At 56.9% G+C, this 18599-nt stretch carries 19 protein-coding genes; 5 read left to right on the top strand and 14 right to left on the bottom strand.

Annotation, left to right across the window (positions count from 1 at the left end; translation table 11 throughout):
* Window positions 1-86: 86 nt before the first annotated feature.
* The 3 genes from ABJ205_RS15440 to ABJ205_RS15430 all read left to right on the top strand — a co-directional run bounded on the left by ABJ205_RS15440 (window position 87) and on the right by ABJ205_RS15430 (window position 2324).
* Window positions 87-761, top strand: coding sequence for a GcrA family cell cycle regulator (locus ABJ205_RS15440; RefSeq protein ID WP_348157724.1), 675 nt, complete (start codon window positions 87-89; stop codon window positions 759-761).
* An 82-nt stretch (window positions 762-843) separates the two neighbouring features.
* A complete protein-coding gene (locus tag ABJ205_RS15435; RefSeq protein WP_348157721.1) occupies window positions 844-1371 on the top strand; it encodes a DUF1993 domain-containing protein in 528 nt (175 codons plus the stop codon).
* 26 nt (window positions 1372-1397) lie between these two features.
* Window positions 1398-2324 (top strand): DUF481 domain-containing protein, encoded by a 927-nt coding sequence (locus ABJ205_RS15430; RefSeq protein ID WP_348157719.1) that lies wholly within the window; start codon window positions 1398-1400, stop codon window positions 2322-2324.
* Window positions 2325-2336: 12 nt separating this feature from the next.
* Here ABJ205_RS15430 and ABJ205_RS15425 read toward each other — a convergent pair whose 3' ends face one another.
* From ABJ205_RS15425 to ABJ205_RS15395, 7 genes are all read right to left on the bottom strand, one after another.
* Window positions 2337-3023: a spermidine synthase gene (locus ABJ205_RS15425; protein WP_348157716.1), complete on the bottom strand. Its 687-nt coding sequence runs from the start codon at window positions 3021-3023 to the stop codon at window positions 2337-2339.
* Window positions 3024-3343: 320 nt separating this feature from the next.
* Window positions 3344-5641, bottom strand: coding sequence for a polyribonucleotide nucleotidyltransferase (pnp, locus tag ABJ205_RS15420; RefSeq protein ID WP_348157713.1), 2298 nt, complete (start codon window positions 5639-5641; stop codon window positions 3344-3346).
* A gap of 215 nt (window positions 5642-5856) precedes the next feature.
* Window positions 5857-6126, bottom strand: coding sequence for a 30S ribosomal protein S15 (gene rpsO, locus ABJ205_RS15415; protein ID WP_348157710.1), 270 nt, complete (start codon window positions 6124-6126; stop codon window positions 5857-5859).
* Window positions 6127-6138: 12 nt separating this feature from the next.
* Window positions 6139-7089: a tRNA pseudouridine(55) synthase TruB gene (gene truB / locus ABJ205_RS15410; protein ID WP_348157708.1), complete on the bottom strand. Its 951-nt coding sequence runs from the start codon at window positions 7087-7089 to the stop codon at window positions 6139-6141.
* Window positions 7082-7615, bottom strand: coding sequence for a GNAT family protein (locus tag ABJ205_RS15405; RefSeq protein WP_348157705.1), 534 nt, complete (start codon window positions 7613-7615; stop codon window positions 7082-7084). Before ABJ205_RS15405 ends, truB begins: the two co-directional genes overlap by 8 nt.
* A gap of 11 nt (window positions 7616-7626) precedes the next feature.
* Entirely contained in the window at window positions 7627-8343 is a 717-nt protein-coding gene (locus ABJ205_RS15400; protein WP_348157702.1) for a site-2 protease family protein, read from the bottom strand.
* 33 nt (window positions 8344-8376) lie between these two features.
* On the bottom strand, window positions 8377-8970 hold the full coding sequence (locus ABJ205_RS15395; protein ID WP_348157700.1) for a thymidine kinase: 594 nt from the start codon (window positions 8968-8970) through the stop codon (window positions 8377-8379).
* 132 nt (window positions 8971-9102) lie between these two features.
* Here ABJ205_RS15395 and ABJ205_RS15390 point away from each other — a divergent pair, with 132 nt between their 5' ends.
* Together ABJ205_RS15390 and ABJ205_RS15385 are read left to right on the top strand one after the other, a co-directional pair.
* A complete protein-coding gene (locus tag ABJ205_RS15390; RefSeq protein WP_348157698.1) occupies window positions 9103-10743 on the top strand; it encodes an AbgT family transporter in 1641 nt (546 codons plus the stop codon).
* A gap of 60 nt (window positions 10744-10803) precedes the next feature.
* Window positions 10804-11382 (top strand): YceI family protein, encoded by a 579-nt coding sequence (locus tag ABJ205_RS15385; protein WP_348157697.1) that lies wholly within the window; start codon window positions 10804-10806, stop codon window positions 11380-11382.
* An 18-nt stretch (window positions 11383-11400) separates the two neighbouring features.
* Here the strand turns inward: ABJ205_RS15385 and rbfA are convergent, their stop codons facing one another.
* From rbfA to rimP, 7 genes are all read right to left on the bottom strand, one after another.
* On the bottom strand, window positions 11401-11814 hold the full coding sequence (rbfA, locus tag ABJ205_RS15380) for a 30S ribosome-binding factor RbfA (protein ID WP_348157696.1): 414 nt from the start codon (window positions 11812-11814) through the stop codon (window positions 11401-11403).
* A gap of 18 nt (window positions 11815-11832) precedes the next feature.
* Complete coding sequence (locus tag ABJ205_RS15375) at window positions 11833-12381, bottom strand: DUF1697 domain-containing protein (protein WP_348157694.1); 549 nt, start codon at window positions 12379-12381, stop codon at window positions 11833-11835.
* Window positions 12378-12824 (bottom strand): PaaI family thioesterase, encoded by a 447-nt coding sequence (locus ABJ205_RS15370; protein ID WP_348157691.1) that lies wholly within the window; start codon window positions 12822-12824, stop codon window positions 12378-12380. Before ABJ205_RS15370 ends, ABJ205_RS15375 begins: the two co-directional genes overlap by 4 nt.
* A gap of 45 nt (window positions 12825-12869) precedes the next feature.
* Entirely contained in the window at window positions 12870-15425 is a 2556-nt protein-coding gene (gene infB / locus ABJ205_RS15365; RefSeq protein ID WP_348157688.1) for a translation initiation factor IF-2, read from the bottom strand.
* A 76-nt stretch (window positions 15426-15501) separates the two neighbouring features.
* On the bottom strand, window positions 15502-16260 hold the full coding sequence (locus ABJ205_RS15360; RefSeq protein ID WP_348157685.1) for a DUF448 domain-containing protein: 759 nt from the start codon (window positions 16258-16260) through the stop codon (window positions 15502-15504).
* Window positions 16241-17893, bottom strand: coding sequence for a transcription termination factor NusA (gene nusA, locus ABJ205_RS15355; protein ID WP_348157683.1), 1653 nt, complete (start codon window positions 17891-17893; stop codon window positions 16241-16243). The genes ABJ205_RS15360 and nusA overlap by 20 nt, the downstream gene beginning before the upstream one ends.
* Window positions 17893-18471, bottom strand: coding sequence for a ribosome maturation protein RimP (gene rimP, locus ABJ205_RS15350; protein ID WP_348157680.1), 579 nt, complete (start codon window positions 18469-18471; stop codon window positions 17893-17895). The genes nusA and rimP overlap by 1 nt, the downstream gene beginning before the upstream one ends.
* Window positions 18472-18599: the final 128 nt, after the last annotated feature.

Genomic DNA, 18599 nt, shown 5'->3' with positions numbered 1-18599 from the left:
GATGCGCCTAGTGCCTATGGCGAGATGTGACAAGCTACCTATCTATAGGCAGTAGGCGAAGAACGCCAAGAAAGAACGGACGTTTTATGAGTTGGACTGACGAGCGGATCGATACGCTCAAAAAGATGTGGGAAGGCGGATCCACCGCTAGCCAGATTGCAGAAGAATTGGGCGGAGTTAGCCGCAATGCCGTTATCGGCAAGGCGCACCGTCTTGGGCTCAAATCGCGGCCCTCTCCGGTGAAGTCCGGCGACAAGAAGAAGAAAGCCGCGGCGAAGAAGCCCGCGGCCAAAGCGGCAGCACCTCCCAAGAAGGCTGCGCCCAAGCCTGCGGCTAAACCCGCACCGGCAACTCCGTCTGCTCCGGCAGCAAAGTCTAGTGCTCCGGTCAATAGCCAGCCGGTCCCTAATCCAACGCCTGATCTTCCAAAGATCGTCTCCGTTGGTCCAGGTGGCTTCTTGCGACAGGGGCCTGGCGATCAACAAGCCCCGATCCCACCCGCACCGCCGCGACGCCTTGTGCCGGCTAAGCCCGATCCGTCGATCAAAGACAAGACCAGCATTCTGGATTTGTCCGACAAGGTCTGCCGCTGGCCAATGGGTCACCCTGGCGAACCGGACTTCCACTTTTGTGGCACTGCCGTGAACCCGGGTTTCCCATATTGTGTCGAACACTGTGGCCGGGCTTATCAAGCACAATTGCCGCGTGGTGCCCGCAGACCCCCGCCGCCTCTGCCTTTTGGCGGACCTCGGGTACGCTAAGAGACAAATTCCAAAGGCCCGGTCGCTGGTAAAGCAACCGGGTCTTTTTCTTTGAGAGAAATCACCCACAAGAAGGTTACCCATGGCCCTTACCCTTCACGAAGCGTTCGTTCCAAATGCAATCCAAATCCTTGGTGGGATGCGCGGTATTATTGACAAAGCGCAAAGCCATTGCCGCGACAATGGCATTGCCGATAGCGAACTGATCGAGGCAAAGCTTCATGACGATATGTGGTCGCTGCCATGGCATGTACGTGCTTGTTGGACGCATTCGGGCTTTGCGATAAACCTCTATCAAGAGGGGTATTTCTCGCCCGACCTTACCGACATTCCCGGCGATTGGGACGCGATGCGCGCCATGGTTGATGACGCGGTCTCCCAATTGGAAGCCGTTACGCCAGAGTTTCTTGAAGAGATTTCTGACAAGACCATTGGCTTTGAACTGGGCGGGAAACGCCTGCTTGAAATGACCGGGCAGAACTTCCTTCTTGGTTTCAACCAACACCATTTCTTCTTCCACGCGACCACCTTTTACGACATTTTGCGTCACAAAGGCGTCGCCCTTGGTAAGCGGGACTTTACAGGGATCCCGCGCATCCTTGGCGCTTGAGCCAGGTCCCAACCAAGGAGCCAGATTTGCCAAATTCCACCTTTCTTCCCGCAAAACTTGCGGCGTTGACACTGCTCGCCATGCCATCAGCAGCCCTCGCCCAATTGCCAGAACCGGTGCGCGCAATGATCGATGCGGCCATTGCCACAGGCGATGAGACCAAAGTGCGTAACGTCATCGATATTGCTCGGACGACCAACCCAGATGATGGATCAGAGCTCGACCAATTGCTCGCCGGGTTTGAAACCAAGCTTGCCGCGGCAAACGCCGCAGAAACGGCCGCCAAAGAAGATGCGATCCGCTCTGCTGGCCTCTTTGAAAACTGGTCCGGGCAAGGCGAACTTGGTGCATTCATGTCCTCTGGCAATGCCGATAACACCGGGATCACTGCCAGCCTTGCTCTTACCAAGGATGGCATCAACTGGCGTCATAAGCTTGGCGCGCGCGCTGATTACCAGCGCTCCCAAGGGGTCACGACCCGCGAACAATTCCTCGCTAACTATGAGCTCAACTACAAGTTCACCGACCGCCTCTATGCCTATGGCCTTGCCCAATATGAGCGCGACCGTTTCCAAGGGTTTTCAGCACGCTATTCCGCGTCAGGCGGCCTTGGCTATGACGTGCTGACCGATGGCCCGACCCTCTCTGTCAAAGCGGGTCCCGCATGGCGACGGACCGAGCTTATCGGCGGTGCCAGCACAAACGATCTTGCGGGCCTGGCCGCGCTCGATTTTGACTGGGCAATCTCTGACAATCTTGCCCTCACGCAAGATGCAAGCACCTTTATCCAAAGCGGCTCGAGCACATTCACCTCGGACACGGGCCTTCAAGCTTCAATCTCCGAAGCCGTATCTGTGCGCCTGTCCTACACTATCGAACACGACACCGATCCGCCCGCCGGAGCAGTGAAGACCGACACGTTGAGCCGCATCACGGTGATTTACGGGTTTTGACGAAGGGGAGGATTACGCTCCCCTTTTCTTCCCGAACCAGATCACGTGATGCGCGCCCTTATTGTTTGGGCGAGACCGCACACCCACTTCGTCGACATCATACCCTGCCTCTTTCATCCTTTTGGTGAAGCCATAGTCGCGCGCCGCTGACCACACAGACACGATCCCGCCCGGTTTCAGAGCATCGCGCGCTTTGCCAAGACCGGTGCGCGAGTAGATGCGGTTGTTATCGGCGCGCACCATGCCATCGGGGCCGTTGTCGACATCGAGCAAGATCGCATCGAATTTGGCGCAGGTGCCATCGTTCGCATCATCGATTAGCGCCGCCACATCACAGATTTTGAGGTCGAGGCGCGGATCGGACATTGTGCCGCCCGTAAGATCCGCCATTGGACCTTGCGCCCATTCGATAATCTTCTCGCTGATCTCGGCGACCACAACTTGCGCATCCTCAGGCAGCCGCGCGAGCGCAGCGCGCAAGGTGAAACCCATGCCATAACCGCCAATGAGAATGCGCGGAGCCGTTTTGCTCAGCCGATCCAGCGTCATCTCCGCCAATTGCTCTTCCGAAAAGCGCATCCGCGTGCTCATCAACTCATTGCGTCCAAGCAGAATCATAAAATCGCGACCGTGACTGAAAAGCTCCAACAGCTCGCCATCGTCGATTTGCGCCGTGTCCAGAAGCTCGCGTTTTAACATTTAGGGTCGTCCTTTTGGGGTTCTGGCTAAATTATTGAAGTTCATGGCTTTAAGACAAGTTTTGACACACATGACACACTGTCCAAAGGCAAAAAACCTGTAGCGGCTAAAATGCCTAGGCAAGAGGCCGGAAAAGAGGCTGTGATGGATGGGGCGGATAGGACAGATGGAACATGGGCGGGTTCATACCGCAATTCCCAGTGGTAGGAAAACGCTAGGCCGAACCTCGTTCAAAGGCTTCTGCAACGCGCAAGCAACCCAAAACAAAGCCCCGCCAAGATCACTCTTAGCGGGGCCTCGTAATTCAGTTCAAAAGACGCTTAGTCTTTCAGGAAGTCGGGCATTGAGGCCGGGCCATCATTGTTCCCACCCTTGTCACCGCCTTTATCGCCGCCGCCGTCACGGCGACCACCACGGTCACCGCCGCGTGAACGGTTGCCACGTGGGCCACGGCGATCACCGCCACGGCCACCGCCGCCTTCACGCTTTTCGCGTGGTGGGCGTGTGTCTTCCAATTCTTCGCCGGTTTCCTGGTCAACAACGCGCATCGACAAACGGACTTTGCCGCGATTGTCGATCTCGAGAACTTTGACCTTCACCTCTTGGCCTTCGGAAACAACGTCGGTTGGCTTTTCAACGCGCTCATTCTTCATTTCGGACACGTGGACGAGACCGTCCTTGCCGCCCATGAAGTTCACAAATGCGCCAAAGTCGACGATGTTGACGACTTTACCGTTGTAGATTTTGCCGACTTCGGCCTCTTCAACGATGCCAGCGATCCAAGCTTTTGCCGCTTCGATTTCATCGGCATTAGAAGAGCTGATCTTGATCGTGCCTTCATCGTCAATGTCGACCTTCGCGCCGGTTTCAGCAACGATTTCGCGGATGACTTTTCCGCCTGTACCGATGATGTCGCGGATCTTCGATTTGTCGATCTGCATGGTTTCGATACGCGGTGCGTGCTTGGACACTTCGGTGCGTGATCCGGTGAGAGCTTTCGCCATTTCACCAAGGATGTGCGCGCGGCCAGCTTTCGCCTGCTCAAGCGCTTTGGTCATAATCTCCGCAGTGATACCGGCAACCTTAATGTCCATCTGAAGCGAGGTGATACCTTCTTCAGAACCAGCAACCTTGAAGTCCATATCGCCAAGGTGATCTTCGTCACCAAGGATGTCTGAAAGAACCGCAAAATCGTCGCCTTCAAGGATAAGGCCCATAGCGATACCCGATACCGGACGTGCCAATGGAACGCCCGCATCCATCATCGACAATGCGCCGCCGCATACGGTCGCCATCGAAGACGAACCGTTAGATTCGGTGATGTCTGACAGAACGCGGATGGTGTAAGGGAAGTCCTCAACCGTTGGCAGAACCGGACGAAGCGCGCGGAAGGCGAGCTTACCGTGACCGGTTTCGCGGCGGCTGGTGAAGCCAAAACGGCCCACTTCACCGACCGAATAGGGCGGGAAGTTATAGTGCAGCATGAAGTTGGTGTACGAGAGGCCCTCGAGCCCGTCGATCATCTGCTCAGCGTCTTTCGTGCCAAGCGTGGTGGTGCAGATTGCCTGCGTTTCACCGCGCGTGAACAGCGCCGAACCGTGAGTGCGTGGAAGCAGACCAACCATGGCTTCGATCGGGCGAACCTGATCAAGCTTACGGCCATCGATACGGGTGCCGTCTTTGATGATTGCGCCGCGAACGATTTCGCTTTCAAGCTTCTTGACCGCTTTGTTGGCGACCATTTGCGTTTGTGGCTCTTCGTCAGCAAACGCTTCTTTCGCTTTGGCGCGCACTTCGTTGAGAGCGTCCGAGCGAGCCGATTTGTCAGTCAGCTTGTAAGCGGCTGCAATGTCATCACCAACGATGCCGCGCAGCTTTTCTTTGATCTCGCTGGTGTCGTCAGAAACGTCGACAACCCATGGTTCTTTCGCAGCTTTTTCAGCCAGATCGATGATCGCGCCGATAACCTTGCGGCTCTCTTCGTGGGCGAACATCACAGCGCCGAGCATTTCTTCTTCGGTAAGCTCTTTGGCTTCCGATTCCACCATCATCACCGCGTCTTGCGTCGCAGCAACAACAAGGTCGAGATTGCCATCTTCACCAAGCGCTTCGTCAACCTTCGGATTGAGGATGTATTCGCCATCGTTGTTAAAGCCAACGCGCGCCGCACCAATTGGGCCCATGAATGGAACGCCGGAAATGGTGAGAGCAGCCGAGGCAGCAATCATTGCAAGGATATCTGGTTCGGTCTCGCCATCATAGGACAGGACTTGGCAGATTACGTTGATTTCGTTGTAGAAACCTTCTGGGAAAAGCGGGCGGCAAGGACGGTCAATCAAACGCGATGTGAGCGTTTCTTTTTCCGTCGCGCGGCCTTCGCGCTTGAAGAAGCCGCCCGGGATACGGCCAGCGGCTGAGAATTTTTCTTGGTAGTGTACGGTCAGCGGGAAGAAGTCTTGGCCTTCGCGCACTGATTTGGCGGCGGTCACGGCGCAAAGCACCACTGTTTCGCCATAAGTGGCCAGAACTGCGCCGTCAGCTTGACGGGCGATGCGGCCGGTTTCCAGAGTGAGGGTCTTTCCGCCCCACTCTAGCGATACGGTTTTCGTGTCGAACATGGATTTTCCTTAAATGACCCGCTTGGCCTTATTGCTCAGGCGGGGCCTACAATTGCCGAGAGATTGCCGCTCGGCACGGCGTGTGGGGCTTTTGAAACATATGCCCCAAGGCGTTGCCTCGCCGAATTGCGAGGGTCTGCCCCCATTCAATCGGACACAACTTTGTGCGTCCCATATGCAAGAAGCGGCCCGCTGGGGGCCGCCTCCAAAATCTCTTACTTACGAAGACCCAGTTTCTGGATCAGCGCGTTATAACGCTCCACATCTTTCTTCTTGAGGTAGGCAAGAAGATTGCGGCGCTTGTTCACCATCATAAGGAGACCACGACGTGAGTGATTGTCTTTATGGTTGGCTTTAAAGTGCTCGGTGAGGTTTTTGATACGCTCGGTAAGGATCGCGACTTGCACTTCTGGCGAACCGGTGTCGCCTTTGGCTTGCGCGTTGTCCGTGATGATTTCTGTTTTACGTTCAGGTGCTACTGACATTGTATTCTCTTTCTACTCAGCGACATCGGGTAGGTTAAATCCCCTGACCACTTTCGCGGTCCCCTCCTGAATTTCGACTAGCGCAATGGGACGTGCATCCAGCATCGCACAGTAGAGCCCAGGTGATTGGGGCAATCCAGACACGACCCGCCCTTGTTGGAGCGCCTGCGCGTCTGTCTGGGTGAGGGAGAGGGCCGGGATGTCGTCCAGCCCCGCCTCTAACGGCAGGAGTAGGTCAGATAGTTGCGCGCCATTAGCGATTTCGTTCAACTTGTCCAGCGAAATCGCGTCAGTTTCGAGGAATGGCCCGGCTTTGGTTCGGCGCAGATAGGTAACGTGGCCGCAAGTGCCAAGCGCGCGGGCAATATCGCGGGCAAGTGAACGGATATAGGTGCCCTTGGACACATGGGCAGTAAGAGTGACCTCATCCCCGCCTTCGCCCCCCAAGAGCGAATGGCCCGTGATGGTCAACGCATAGATAGTCACCGCGCGCGTCTTTAGCTCCACCGTCTCCCCTGCCCGCGCCAGATGATAGGCACGCTTGCCATCCACCTTCAGCGCCGAATAGGCAGGGGGCACTTGCTCAATGCGTCCGGTGAACTGTGGCAGAACCGCTGTGATTTGGGAAAGACTGGGCCGCACATCGGATCGCTCCACGATCTCACCTTCGGTATCGAGCGTTTCGGTCTCCGCTCCAAACTGAACCGTGAACTCGTAAATCTTGCTGGCATCGAGCATCCGCCCGGCAAGCTTTGTCGCCTCGCCCAGCGCAATCGGCAGAACCCCTTCGGCCAGAGGGTCCAGCGTCCCGCCGTGCCCCACCTTAGTTTTTGTATAGCCGCCTTGCCGCAGGTTCCGCTTTACCGCTGCCACCCCTTGCGTCGAACCAAGCCCGCGCGGTTTATCAAGGATGATCCAGCCGCTGGGCGCCGGGAATTTAGGGGCAGGCTTCAAATCAGCCATGCCATTCGTCCTTGAGCAGCCCAAACACCGCCGTATCGCGCCTGTATCCGGTCCACGTCACCAAATTGGCCCGCAAGGTTCCCTCGTGTTTCGCGCCCAGTTTGCGAATGGCCGCCATGGAGCGTTTGTTCCGGCTGTCCGCGCGCAGTTCCACCTTGTGAAATCCGCAGGCAAATGCGTTTTCGATCAAGAGCTTTTTCATCGCACGGTTAAACGGCCCACCGCGCACCTCAGGAGCAATGTAGGTGCCGCCGATCTCGACCACACCAAATTGCGTGGGCCTGATATAGCTGGTGGTGCCGACGAGGCTGTCGCTGCGCGTATCGATCACAGCAAAGTTCACCCAGTCAGAAGAGCGCCACAAGGCAATCGCTCCATCAAAGCCATCGCCGCCAAGGTTGACCGGGTAAATCTCCCAAATCTCTTGGTCCAAACGGCACGCCGCACGCAAGGGTTCGATATGATCATCGGTGAGCGGCACCAGCCGCACCGGGTCATGCTCCAAAATGCAAGAAAGCGCTTCCATAGGAACGCCCCTTAGGCCAGCGCAATCGCGTTTGCGAGCCCTTCATAATAGCTCATCACCTCGGCCACCAACGGCAGGACCGTTGCCTCCATCCAGCCAGTGCCAAAAATCCAGCTAAAGCCAATCACGCCAAGGATCAGCACCATGCCAAAGCGCTGGATCTTCTCCCACTGCGCGCGAAGTGGCCTTGGCAAAAGCCCGCCAACGATATGCGAGCCATCAAAAGGCGGGATCGGCAGCAGGTTGAAAAGCCCCAAGAACACATTGATGAGGATGAAGAAGTAAAGCCCGGTCGCGGCCGGCAGGGGCTCTCCTTGTGGGCCAACGAGCATTGGGAAGCCTGCCGCACTTTCAGCAAAGCCCGCCCCCAAAGTGCCGAACAGGCCCAAAAGCACAGCCCCCACAAAAGCGAGCACAAAATTGCTCAAAGGACCCGCAGCTGCCACCGCCATCATGCCGAAACGCGGATTGTTAAGCCGCCACTTGTTAACAGGGACCGGCTTTGCCCAACCAAACGCAGGCGCGCCAAGCAACAGCAATCCGCCCGGCACCAGCAATGTACCAACCGGATCAACATGGCGAATGGGATTAAGCGTTAGCCGCCCACGCTCGCTAGCGGTGGGATCGCCCAGCGCCTTTGCCGCCCAGCCATGCGCCACTTCGTGAAAGACGATGGCGATAACGAGGCAAGGAATAAAGACGAGCGCAAAGCTAAGTGTGTCAAACATCAAGTGTAATGTAGGGACGAAGGCAGCGACCCGCTACCCAAGCGCTCCCATATCGCCTCGCAATGCTGCGCTAAAGTGCTTGCGGCATAGAGCCACATAACGGTCATTGCCCCCGATTTCGGTCTGCGCACCCTCGTTTACGGGAGAGCCAGATTCATCAACCCTAAGGTTCATCGAAGCTTTGCGCCCGCACCAACACACCGCCTTCATCTCAACCAAGCTATCTGCAATCCCCAAAAGGACCGCAGAACCGGGGAATAGCTCGCCTTGGAAGTCTGTGCGCAGCCCGTAACACAGCACCGGAATGCCGTGTTCATCGGCCAAGGCGGCCAATTGCCATACTTGATCCGACGTCAAGAATTGCGCCTCGTCCACCATGACACAATCGAGTTTGGCTTCGCTATGCTGGGTAAGAATAGCCGCTTTCAAATCGGTATCAGGCTCATATAAATGAGCGCCCGCCTCAAGCCCGATACGGCTACGCACTTGGCCCTTTGATCGTGTATCGAGCTTTGCGGTCCACACCATGGTCGCTTGCCCGCGTTCACGATAATTGAAGTCCGCTTGGAGAAGCGAGGAGCTTTTGCCCGCGTTCATGCTGGCATAGTAGAAGTAAAGCTTGGCCATCGCGACTGCCTAAAGGGCGCTTGCATATCTCGCTAGAGGGCCTGTTGAGTAATCCCTATTATTAATCGGTGTGACAGGCGGGATGCGTAATGCTAGCCAGATCGCGATTCATATCGAGCGGGGACAAAGTACATGGCATCGTCAGCTGAGGCGAACACACATCAGGGCATGACCGGCTTTCTTGGCTGGGTTGAACGCAGCGGCAACAAATTGCCCGATCCTGTCTTTTTGTTTTTCTATCTGATCCTCGCGCTCGTCGCGGTCTCCGTATTACTTGCGACCTTGGGCGTATCGGCACTGCACCCAACCACAGTTGATGAAGCTGGAAACCCGGCTGTCATTAAGGCGGTGAGCCTGCTTTCGCCTGACAATATCCAAAAACTCTGGGTCGACATGCCCAAGACCTTCACCCACTTCCATCCGCTGGGATATGTCCTTGTGGTGATGCTGGGTGCGGGCGTTGCAGAACGTTCGGGCTTTTTTGCAGCAGGCATGTCGAGCGCGGTTCGAAGCGCGCCTACCAGTCTCTTAACCCCCGTAGTGGCGCTCGTTGCGATGATCGGAAACCACGCAGCCGACGCTGGCTATGTGGTATTGATCCCGCTTGCTGGCATTTTGTTCGCCGCTGCTGGCCGTCATCCACTGGCAGGTATCGCAGCGGCTTTCGCTGGTGTCTCTGGAGGCTTTTCCGCCAATATCTCGCCGGGACAGCTCGATGCGCTTTTGTTTGGCATCACCGAGGAAGCCGTCGCCGCAAGCGCGCTTGATCCTTCGTGGAGCGCTAACCTTGCCGGCAATTGGTACTTCATCGCCGCCATGACGTTCCTCTACTTGCCGATCATTTGGTACGTTACCGACAAAGTAATCGAGCCCAAGCTCGGCCCGTGGACAAGCGGTACCAAGGCGGGTGCTGACGATGATGAAGCCATCACCGAGGCCTCGCCTGAGAACGCTGGACGCGGTTTGCGTAACGCAGGCTTTGCCGCGCTTGCAGTGATCGCATTGTGGGCGGCCATGGTGTTTGCGCCGGGCACACCTCTAATCAACGAAGCGGCCTGTTTGACCGAAGCGGGTCAACCCATTCCGGACTGTTCAATCCACGGGGAACTGCGCCCGTTCTACCAATCGCTGGTCGCCGCTTTCTTCGTGCTTTTCCTTGCGTGTGGTTGGGCATACGGCAAGGCAGTCGGGACGATCAACGACCACCGCGACCTTGTGAATATGATGGCCGAAGCGATGAAGGACATGGGATATTACCTCGTCCTTGCCTTTGCAGCGGCGCACTTTGTCGCAATGTTTGCATGGTCTAACCTTGGCCTGATCTCTGCCGTGCACGGTGCTGCGGCCATTCAATCAACCGGGTTGCCGCTTCCAATTGTGCTTGGCCTGATGGTCATCTTTGCAGGGATGTTGAACCTGTTTGTGGGGTCAGCTTCGGCCAAATGGGCGCTGCTTGCACCGATCCTTGTGCCCATGCTTATGCTGCTTGGCATTAGCCCGGAAGGCGCCACGGCCGCTTACCGTGTGGGTGACAGTGCGACCAACATCATCACACCTTTGATGGTGTACTTCCCGCTGATCCTGATCTTTGCACAGCGCTGGGTGCCCAGCTTTGGCCTTGGCAGTCTGACAGCGATTATGCTGCCTTATTCGATCTGGTTGCTGATCTCGGGCACGCTTTTGATCGTTATCTGGTTCTACCTTGGCGTTCCTTTGGGACCAGATGCGCCGGTAGGGTACACCTTGCCAGTTTCTGGATCAGGCTCGGGCTAAAATTTGACCGGGTGAAACCATTAAGGCGCGATCGGCGTATTAAGGGGAAGGAGATCCCAAATGACGACCTTGCTCAAACGCCTTTTCCTGCTTCCAGTATTCGCCGCATTGCTGGCCGCGAACAGCAGCGCGCCGGTGCGTTATACTCTGGATGAGAGCAATTCACTTTTGAGCGCAAAAGTGCCGTTCTTTGGCCTTTCCAGCAAAACTGCGACCTTTCCTAAGGTGAGAGGCACCGCAACGATCGTGGGTAGCGACCCGTCAAAGGCTGAAATTGACATAGCATGGGATGCGACCGCAATTACTGCGCCTGACAGCGTGACGTTAGGCCGTCTCAAGGGTGAGAAGTTCTTTTGGGTAGAACAGTACCCGCGCATCCGCTTCAAGGGCCAAGGGCTCGCCATGACAAGCGCAACCAAGGGCACGATCACAGGCCAGCTCACCGCGCGCGGCGTGACCCGTGATCAATCATTGAGCGTTACCTTTGATCAGGACCCGTTGAAGGCTGGCGCCAACGCTCCGATTACATTCACCGCAAAGACGAAGATTGATCGGCGCCAGTTCGGAATGAAGAGCTTTCAGCTGATCGTCGGCAATAAAGTCGACATCACATTCGATGCGCGGATTGTGCCTCAGTAAGACCTATTCCCGCCTCGGCTAGTCTTCATCCTCAAGATCGCCTTCGAGGTCTCTGGCGACTTTCGGATCGCGCAGGAGCATCTCTATCCGGTCCGCCTCGGCATAGCTTTCATCCTTGCGAAATTTAAGCTTAGGCGCGAATTTGAGGCCCAATCGCTTGGCAACTTCGCGCTGGAGAAATGCGGTGTTTTGGCGCAGCGCCTTCACCACATCATCCTCCGCATTGCCCAATAGCGGCTTCACATAAGCGGTCGCATTGCGAAGGTCCGGCGTCATGCGCACCTCGGTTACTGCGATATTGGAGGCGCTCACCACATCATCGTGCACTTCCTGCCGGGCAAGAAGCTCAGAGAGGATATGGCGCACCCGCTCCCCCACTTTGAGGACGCGGACCGATTGCTGTTCGGCGGTGTGGTCTTGACGTTTGGCCATGGGGGGAGCCGTTACTGGCTATTCGCCCATCTTGCCAAGGATATTCTTGAGGCTGTTCATATTCCGCGCCGTGCCTTTGACCTTGAGGCGGCGCTCCAGAAACTTGCTCGACAGGTCTGATACGCCGACCCCGTGGACATAATCGAGGAACAACACCCGGTCGCCGATGGCAAGGCGCTCGCTGCCTTTGGAGCGGTGCTCTTCGATCAAAGCATCGACGGCGGTTTGTTCGGGCTGTTGGCTAAGGAAGATTGAGTGCACCATTTTATCACTGCCATGTTCGGGGCCCGTTCCGTGGAAGGGGTTTTCATGCACAGCCGCGCGCACTTCACCGCGGGCTCGCACCATAACGCAGGAGTTGAACCCAAAGCGGGTTTTGATGAGATCCTCAAGTCCGATTTCGAGCATGGCGGGGTCTTGGTCGCTGTCGAGAACCACATTCCCGCTCGCCGCGATTGTGGTGACGTCGCCATATCCTGCATCGGCAAAGGCCGCCTTCACATCGACCATCTTCACCCGGTTACCGCCGATATTGATCGAGCCAAGCAGGGCGAGATAACGGGTCACTTGAGGTCCATGCCAGTGCTGGTAGCGCTCGGCCTGCCCGAAGGTATGGCCGTCGATGTTGCCCGCGCCATAAGTTTGCCGTCTTCGGAGAAGAGTTCGCCTTCAAGGATTACGACCTTGCGTCCTCCCTTCACCACTCTCCCCTTGCCGATCAGCGGACCTTCCGGGATGAGGCGGATAAGGCTCATCGAAATCTCAAGGTTCAGCGGCGCCTGGGCGCCTTGCGTGGAGGCGACATAGGCATAGCCCATCACATCATCGAGGTAGCCCGCAACAAGTCCGCCCTGCACGCCGCCGCGGTGAGTAATCATCTCACGCCGGACAGTGAAGCGCATAGTCGCGGTTTGGGTGGCTGCGTCGTAAGAGACAAACTCAGACCCCAAAAGCCCAGAGTGCGGAGATGTTTCCGCATCCTCGGGATGTTGGTATTCTTCAGAACTCATGACGGTTTCCCAATTGCCCTCTCCCAAGTGGGAGAGGGTATTTGGTTAGCCAACCTCCAACGTCCGTTCACGCTCTTCGACTTCGAAGACCTCAAGCTGATCGCCCGGCTGGATATCGTTCGTGTCTTCCAGAACCACACCGCACTCTAGGCCTGAGCGGACTTCGTCCACGTCGTCCTTAAAGCGCCGAAGCGATGCGATGGTGGTCGCCGAAACGATAACATCGTCGCGGGTGAGACGTGCAAACAGACCTTTGCGGATGACGCCTTCTTCGACGAGAAGACCCGCCGCTTTGTCGCGCTTGCCTGAACGGAACACTTCTTTGACGTGCGCACGGCCGACAACGGTCTCGATCCGCTCTGGACCAAGCTCGCCTGCCATCTCTTTCGCCACGTCAGCGGTGAGGTGATAGATCACATCGTAATACATCATCCGCACACCGTCGCGTTTCACAAGCTCGCGCGCTTTTGCATTGGGACGAACCCCAAAACCGACAATCGGCGCATTGGAAGCCGCAGCAAGGGTCACATCGCTTTCCGTGATTGCGCCAACGCCTGCATGCAGGACGCGCGCCTTGATATCATCGGTAGAGATGTTGTGGAGCGAGTTGACGATCGCCTCGACGCTGCCTTGCACATCGGCTTTGACCAGAACGGGCCATTCGATGACATTGCTCGCCAGGTTGTTGAACATCGTGTCGAAGCTGGTGGGTGCAAGCGCGGTGCGCTTCTCCGTTGCCTTCTCCTTACGATAGGACGCAACCTCGCGGGCACGCTGTTCGTTTTCAACTACGGTGAGGCGGTCACCCGCCGATGGCACACCGCCAAGGCCCAGAACCTCAACTGGCATCGATGGGCCAGCTTCCTTGATCTGCTTGCCCTGATCATTGACCACGGCGCGCACACGGCCGCTTTGCGTGCCAACAACAAAGGTGTCGCCGCGTTTCAATGTGCCGCGTGTCACCAGAACGGTTGCGACAGGACCACGGCCCTTATCAAGCTGCGCTTCGATCACGGTTGCATCGGCATCACGGTCAGGGCGCGCTTTCAGCTCAAGCAATTCTGCCTGAACATTGATCGCCTCAAGCAGGTCATCAAGGCCCGTTTTCGCGGTCGCAGAGATTTCAACATCCTGCACATCGCCCGACATTTTCTCAACGATCACCTCGTGTTCAAGCAAACGGGTGCGGACATTGTCCGGGTTCGCCTCTGGCTTGTCCATTTTGTTGATCGCAACGATCATCGGAACGCCGGCGGCCTTGGTGTGCTTAATCGCCTCAATCGTTTGCGGCATGATCCCATCATCTGCTGCCACCACAAGCACCACGATATCGGTCACATTCGCACCGCGCTGACGCATTTCTGAGAAAGCTGCGTGGCCCGGCGTATCAAGGAAGGTGATCTTGGTCTTGTCCTTGGTCGTGATCTGATACGAGCCGATGTGCTGCGTAATGCCGCCAGCTTCGCCTTTGGTCACATTGGCACCGCGAAGGGCGTCAAGCAGCGAGGTTTTGCCGTGATCGACGTGGCCCATGATGGTCACAACCGGCGGACGCGGTTTCAATGTCTCTTCTGGATCGACGTCCTCTTCAACCTGAATATCAACGTCGGCCTCTGAGACCTTCTCGATATTGTGGCCGAATTGTTCGACGAGCAGTTCTGCTGTGTCCTGATCGATGGTCTGGTTGACCGTGACCATCATATCAAGGTTGAACAGTTCTTTGACGAGGTCCGCGCCTTTTTCGCCCATCCGTTTGGCAAGCTCGCCAACGGTGATGGCCTCTGGCACAATAACGTCGCGCACTTGCTTTTCACGCGGCTTGGATGAACCGCCGCCTTGCAACCGGCGTTCTTTTTCACGCGCACGTTTGAGCGCGGCGAGTGAACGCGCGCGGCGCCCTTCGTCCTCGTTCAGCGCTTTGGTAACAGTCAGCTTGCCAGAACGGCGCTTATCCTTGCCGCCGCCGGGCTGCTGCTGCGCGCCCTTGTCGTCCTTCTTCTTCGTTGCCTTCTTCTCAGGCCGCTTGGGCTCAGGACGCGAGACGGGCGTAAATTTGCGTGCAGCAGGTGTTGGCGTACCTGACTTTGCTTCGGGCGCTGGTGCATCCGGCTGGGTTTTGGGCTGAGCTTCTGGCTCCGCCTCCGCTTGTGAAGCCGCCTCGGCCTCTTGCTTGGCGCGCTCTTCGGCTTCTGCCTTAGCCTTGCGATTTTCCTCTTCGCGCTTCTTGGCCTCTTCGGCATTTTGCTTGGCGCGTTGATCGTCGCGTTTGCGGTTTTCTTGCGTGAGGCGCAGGCGTTCTTCCTCAGCCTCGCGTTGAAGGCGAGCAACCCGTTCTTGCGGCGTTTCAGCAGCAGCCGCTGGCTTCTTGGGCGCGGGCTTTTCTGCGACTGGCGCAGGGGTTGGCTCTGGCGCTGGTGCCGGCGTTGGTTCTGGCGCAGGTGCAGGTGTTTCACCGGGCTTCAAAAGCTTGCGGCGGCGCTTCACCTCAACCGCGACCTTATTGGTCCGGCCGTGGCTAAAGGTCTGCTTGACCTCGCCAGCATCGACCGCCTTTTTCAGTCCAAGCGGCTTGCGTGCTGGTTTTTTCTCTTCGTCGCTCATCTAGCTCTTTAGTCCTTCAAAAATCTCATATTTCGGCGCGGCATTCAGGCGCCTTATTCATCGTGGCATTGTTCGCTTATGTGGGCGGGTCATTTCCCAAAAAGCGCGTAAGGCGAGTCACGGCTTGACCCACTCGGGCCGAAGCCAATTTGGGGGCTGACTTGCTTGATCCAAAACCCCCACCGCGCCCGCCATTTTGGGCCGAAACGCCCAAATGCACGACATTTTCCCGGCCCAATGCCACAGACAGAGCCTCTCGGTCCAGTGGCAAGACATTTCCGCGCACACCTGTGCCTTCTTGGTCAGTGCCCACACGCCAAGCTTGATCAAGCTTCTTGCGGCCATCCTCGCTGCTGTCGCTAGCATGCAAAAGCAGCGCGATCCGGCCAGAACGGGCATGTTCGCCAAGCTTGGCAGAGCCCATCACGATATTGCCGCCCCGCAGTTCGAGGCCGAGCCTATCGAGAAGGGTGCGGTTGAGTGCATCCGCGATCTGTTGTGGCAAATTGTCGCTGTAGGAAAGCTTTGCGCCTTCTGGACCACCCTTGAATGCGCGCATAAGCGCCTTCTTGAGATGGCCATCCCCCATAGCGGTTTCAAGAGCCGCGCGGTCAGGCGCAATCCATGCGCCGCGCCCGGGAGCTTTGCCTTGCGGATCAGGTAAGACCTCACCATCAGGCGAAATAGCAAGCCGGATGAGTTCTTCACGCGGGAGGGTCGCTCCCGAAAGAACACAGCGACGTTCAGCGCAGGACTTGGCGCTCCCAGAATCGCTTCCGGGAGCTTTTTGTTCAGTGGTGTCGGAGCTTACGCACTCATTGTGGGGAGTCCGCATCGGCGGCCTCCTGAGTTGCGGCGTCAACTGCGGCAGCTGGCTCCTCATCTTCGAACCAGTGCGCACGCGCAGCCATGATGATCTCGTTACCTTGTTCCTCGGTGAGACCATACTCACCCAGAACGCCGCCTTTATCCTGCTCACGCTGCGGACGGCGCATTGGCGGACCATCAGCGTTATTGCGGCGACGCGGTGCTTCGCGCTTCTTCGCGATCAGTTCGTCGGTCGCAAGATCAGCGACATCGTCGAGCGTCTTGAGACCCGCCTTACCAAGTGTGACCAGCATCGCTTCTGTAAGATGCGGCAATTCAGCAATCGCATCTTCAACGCCGAGCTCACGGCGAGCCTCACGATGTGTGGCCTCTGCTCGCTCAATCGCCTCAAGCGCGCGGCTTTGGAGTTCCTCAGCGAGTTCCTCGTCAAAACCTTCGATGGATGCGAGTTCAGCCAGTTCGACGTAAGCAACCTCCTCAAGTTCTGCGAAGCCTTCGGCCACGAGAAGCTGAGACAAGGTTTCATCAACATCGAGCTCTTCTTCGAACATTTTTGAACGCTCAGAAAATTCCTTGGAACGCTTCTCGGAAGCCTCTTCCTCGGTCATGATATCGATTTGTTGCGAGGTCAGCTGGCTTGCAAGGCGGACGTTTTGACCGCGGCGACCAATCGCAAGAGAAAGCTGATCGTCAGGAACAACCACTTCGATACGGCCATCGTCTTCGTCGAGAACCACACGGGCAACCGTTGCAGGCTGAAGTGCGTTCACGATGAAGGTCGCGGTGTCATCGGACCACGGAATGATGTCGATTTTCTCGCCTTGGAGCTCTTGCACCACGGCTTGAACGCGTGAACCCTTCATACCCACACAGGCACCGACCGGATCGATCGAGCTATCGTGGCTGATCACACCGATCTTGGCGCGTGAACCCGGATCACGGGCGGCGGCTTTGATCTCGATGATGCCATCGTAAATCTCAGGCACTTCTTGCGCGAAAAGCTTGCGCATGAAATCAGGCGCTGCACGGCTAAGGAAGATTTGCGGTCCGCGATTGTTCCGCTCAACCTTAGTAATGAGAGCGCGAACACGCTCACCCACACGGGCGGCTTCACGCGGGATTTGCTGGTCGCGGCGAATGACACCTTCTGCGCGGCCAAGGTTGACGATCACATGGCCAAACTCGACAGATTTGATCACGCCCGTGATGACTTCGCCGTCGCGGTCTTTGAACTCTTCAAACTGACGCTCACGCTCTGCATCGCGAACCTTTTGGAAGATCACCTGCTTTGCAGATTGTGCATCAATACGGCCCAGATCAACCGGAGGCAGCGGATCGACGATAAAGTCGCCAAGCGCCGCGCCATCTTGCAGTTTCTGGCCCTGCTTCAGATCCACCTGCTTGAAGTAGTCCTCGACCTCTTCGACCACCTCAACCACACGCCACAGCGTCAAATCGCCGGTGACAGGGTCGAGCTTTGCGCGAATGTCGTTTTCTGCGCCATAACGGTTACGCGCGCTCTTCTGGATCGCTTCTTCCATCGCTTCGATCACGATGGATTTATCGATCATCTTTTCAGATGCAACGGCGTTCGCAATTGCGAGCAATTCTGCTTTATTGGCGGAAATGGCACTGGCCATCAGTCGTCTGCCTTCTCTTTGGTTTCTTCTTCGATTTCGTCAGCACCGCTTGTATCAAGCGGCTTGGTCGCAGCGATCAGCGCGTCTGTTAGGACAAGCTTGGCACTGTGAATTTGGTCTTGCGGGAGAGCAACCTCGCCCGTCTTGGAGTCGGTGAGTGCCACTGTACCAGCATCAATGCCGTTTAGCTCACCTTTAAATACGCGCTTGCCTTCCGCATCACCCGACCAGCCTTTTGTCATAACAATACGGGCCTCATGCCCTGCCCAATTGGCAAAGTCTTTTTCGCGTGTCAGCGGGCGGTCGATTCCCGGCGATGACACCTCAAGGTGATACGCGCCTTCGATCAAGATTTCGCCAGCCTCTTCACGCGCATCCATCATTTCAGACACGCTGCGCGAAAGCGCGGCGCATTGCTCGATGATGAGCTGTCCTGTCGCGGGGTCTTCGGCCATAATCTGCAAAGCATCACCGCCGTCGCCTGCCTCAGACGGCATCATTGCCACACGCACCAACTCAAAGCCGAGCGCGTTGGCTTCTGGCTCGATTAGAGAGGTAAGGCGGGTAAGATCGGTCATGCAGTCTGCGTATTACTCTTCAAATGGGACACAATAGGTCTGACAAAGCCGGTTTGTGCCGGCCCCGTTGGCGCCAGCCCTTGTTGTGTTCGACAATGTCGGGATGGCGGTCATCTAGGCGCAAAGCG

Source organism: Erythrobacter sp. (genome assembly GCF_039988855.1).
GTDB lineage: Bacteria > Pseudomonadota > Alphaproteobacteria > Sphingomonadales > Sphingomonadaceae > Erythrobacter.
Note: the sequence above shows the minus strand (reverse complement) of the source record. Positions and strands in the feature narration are given on the sequence as shown.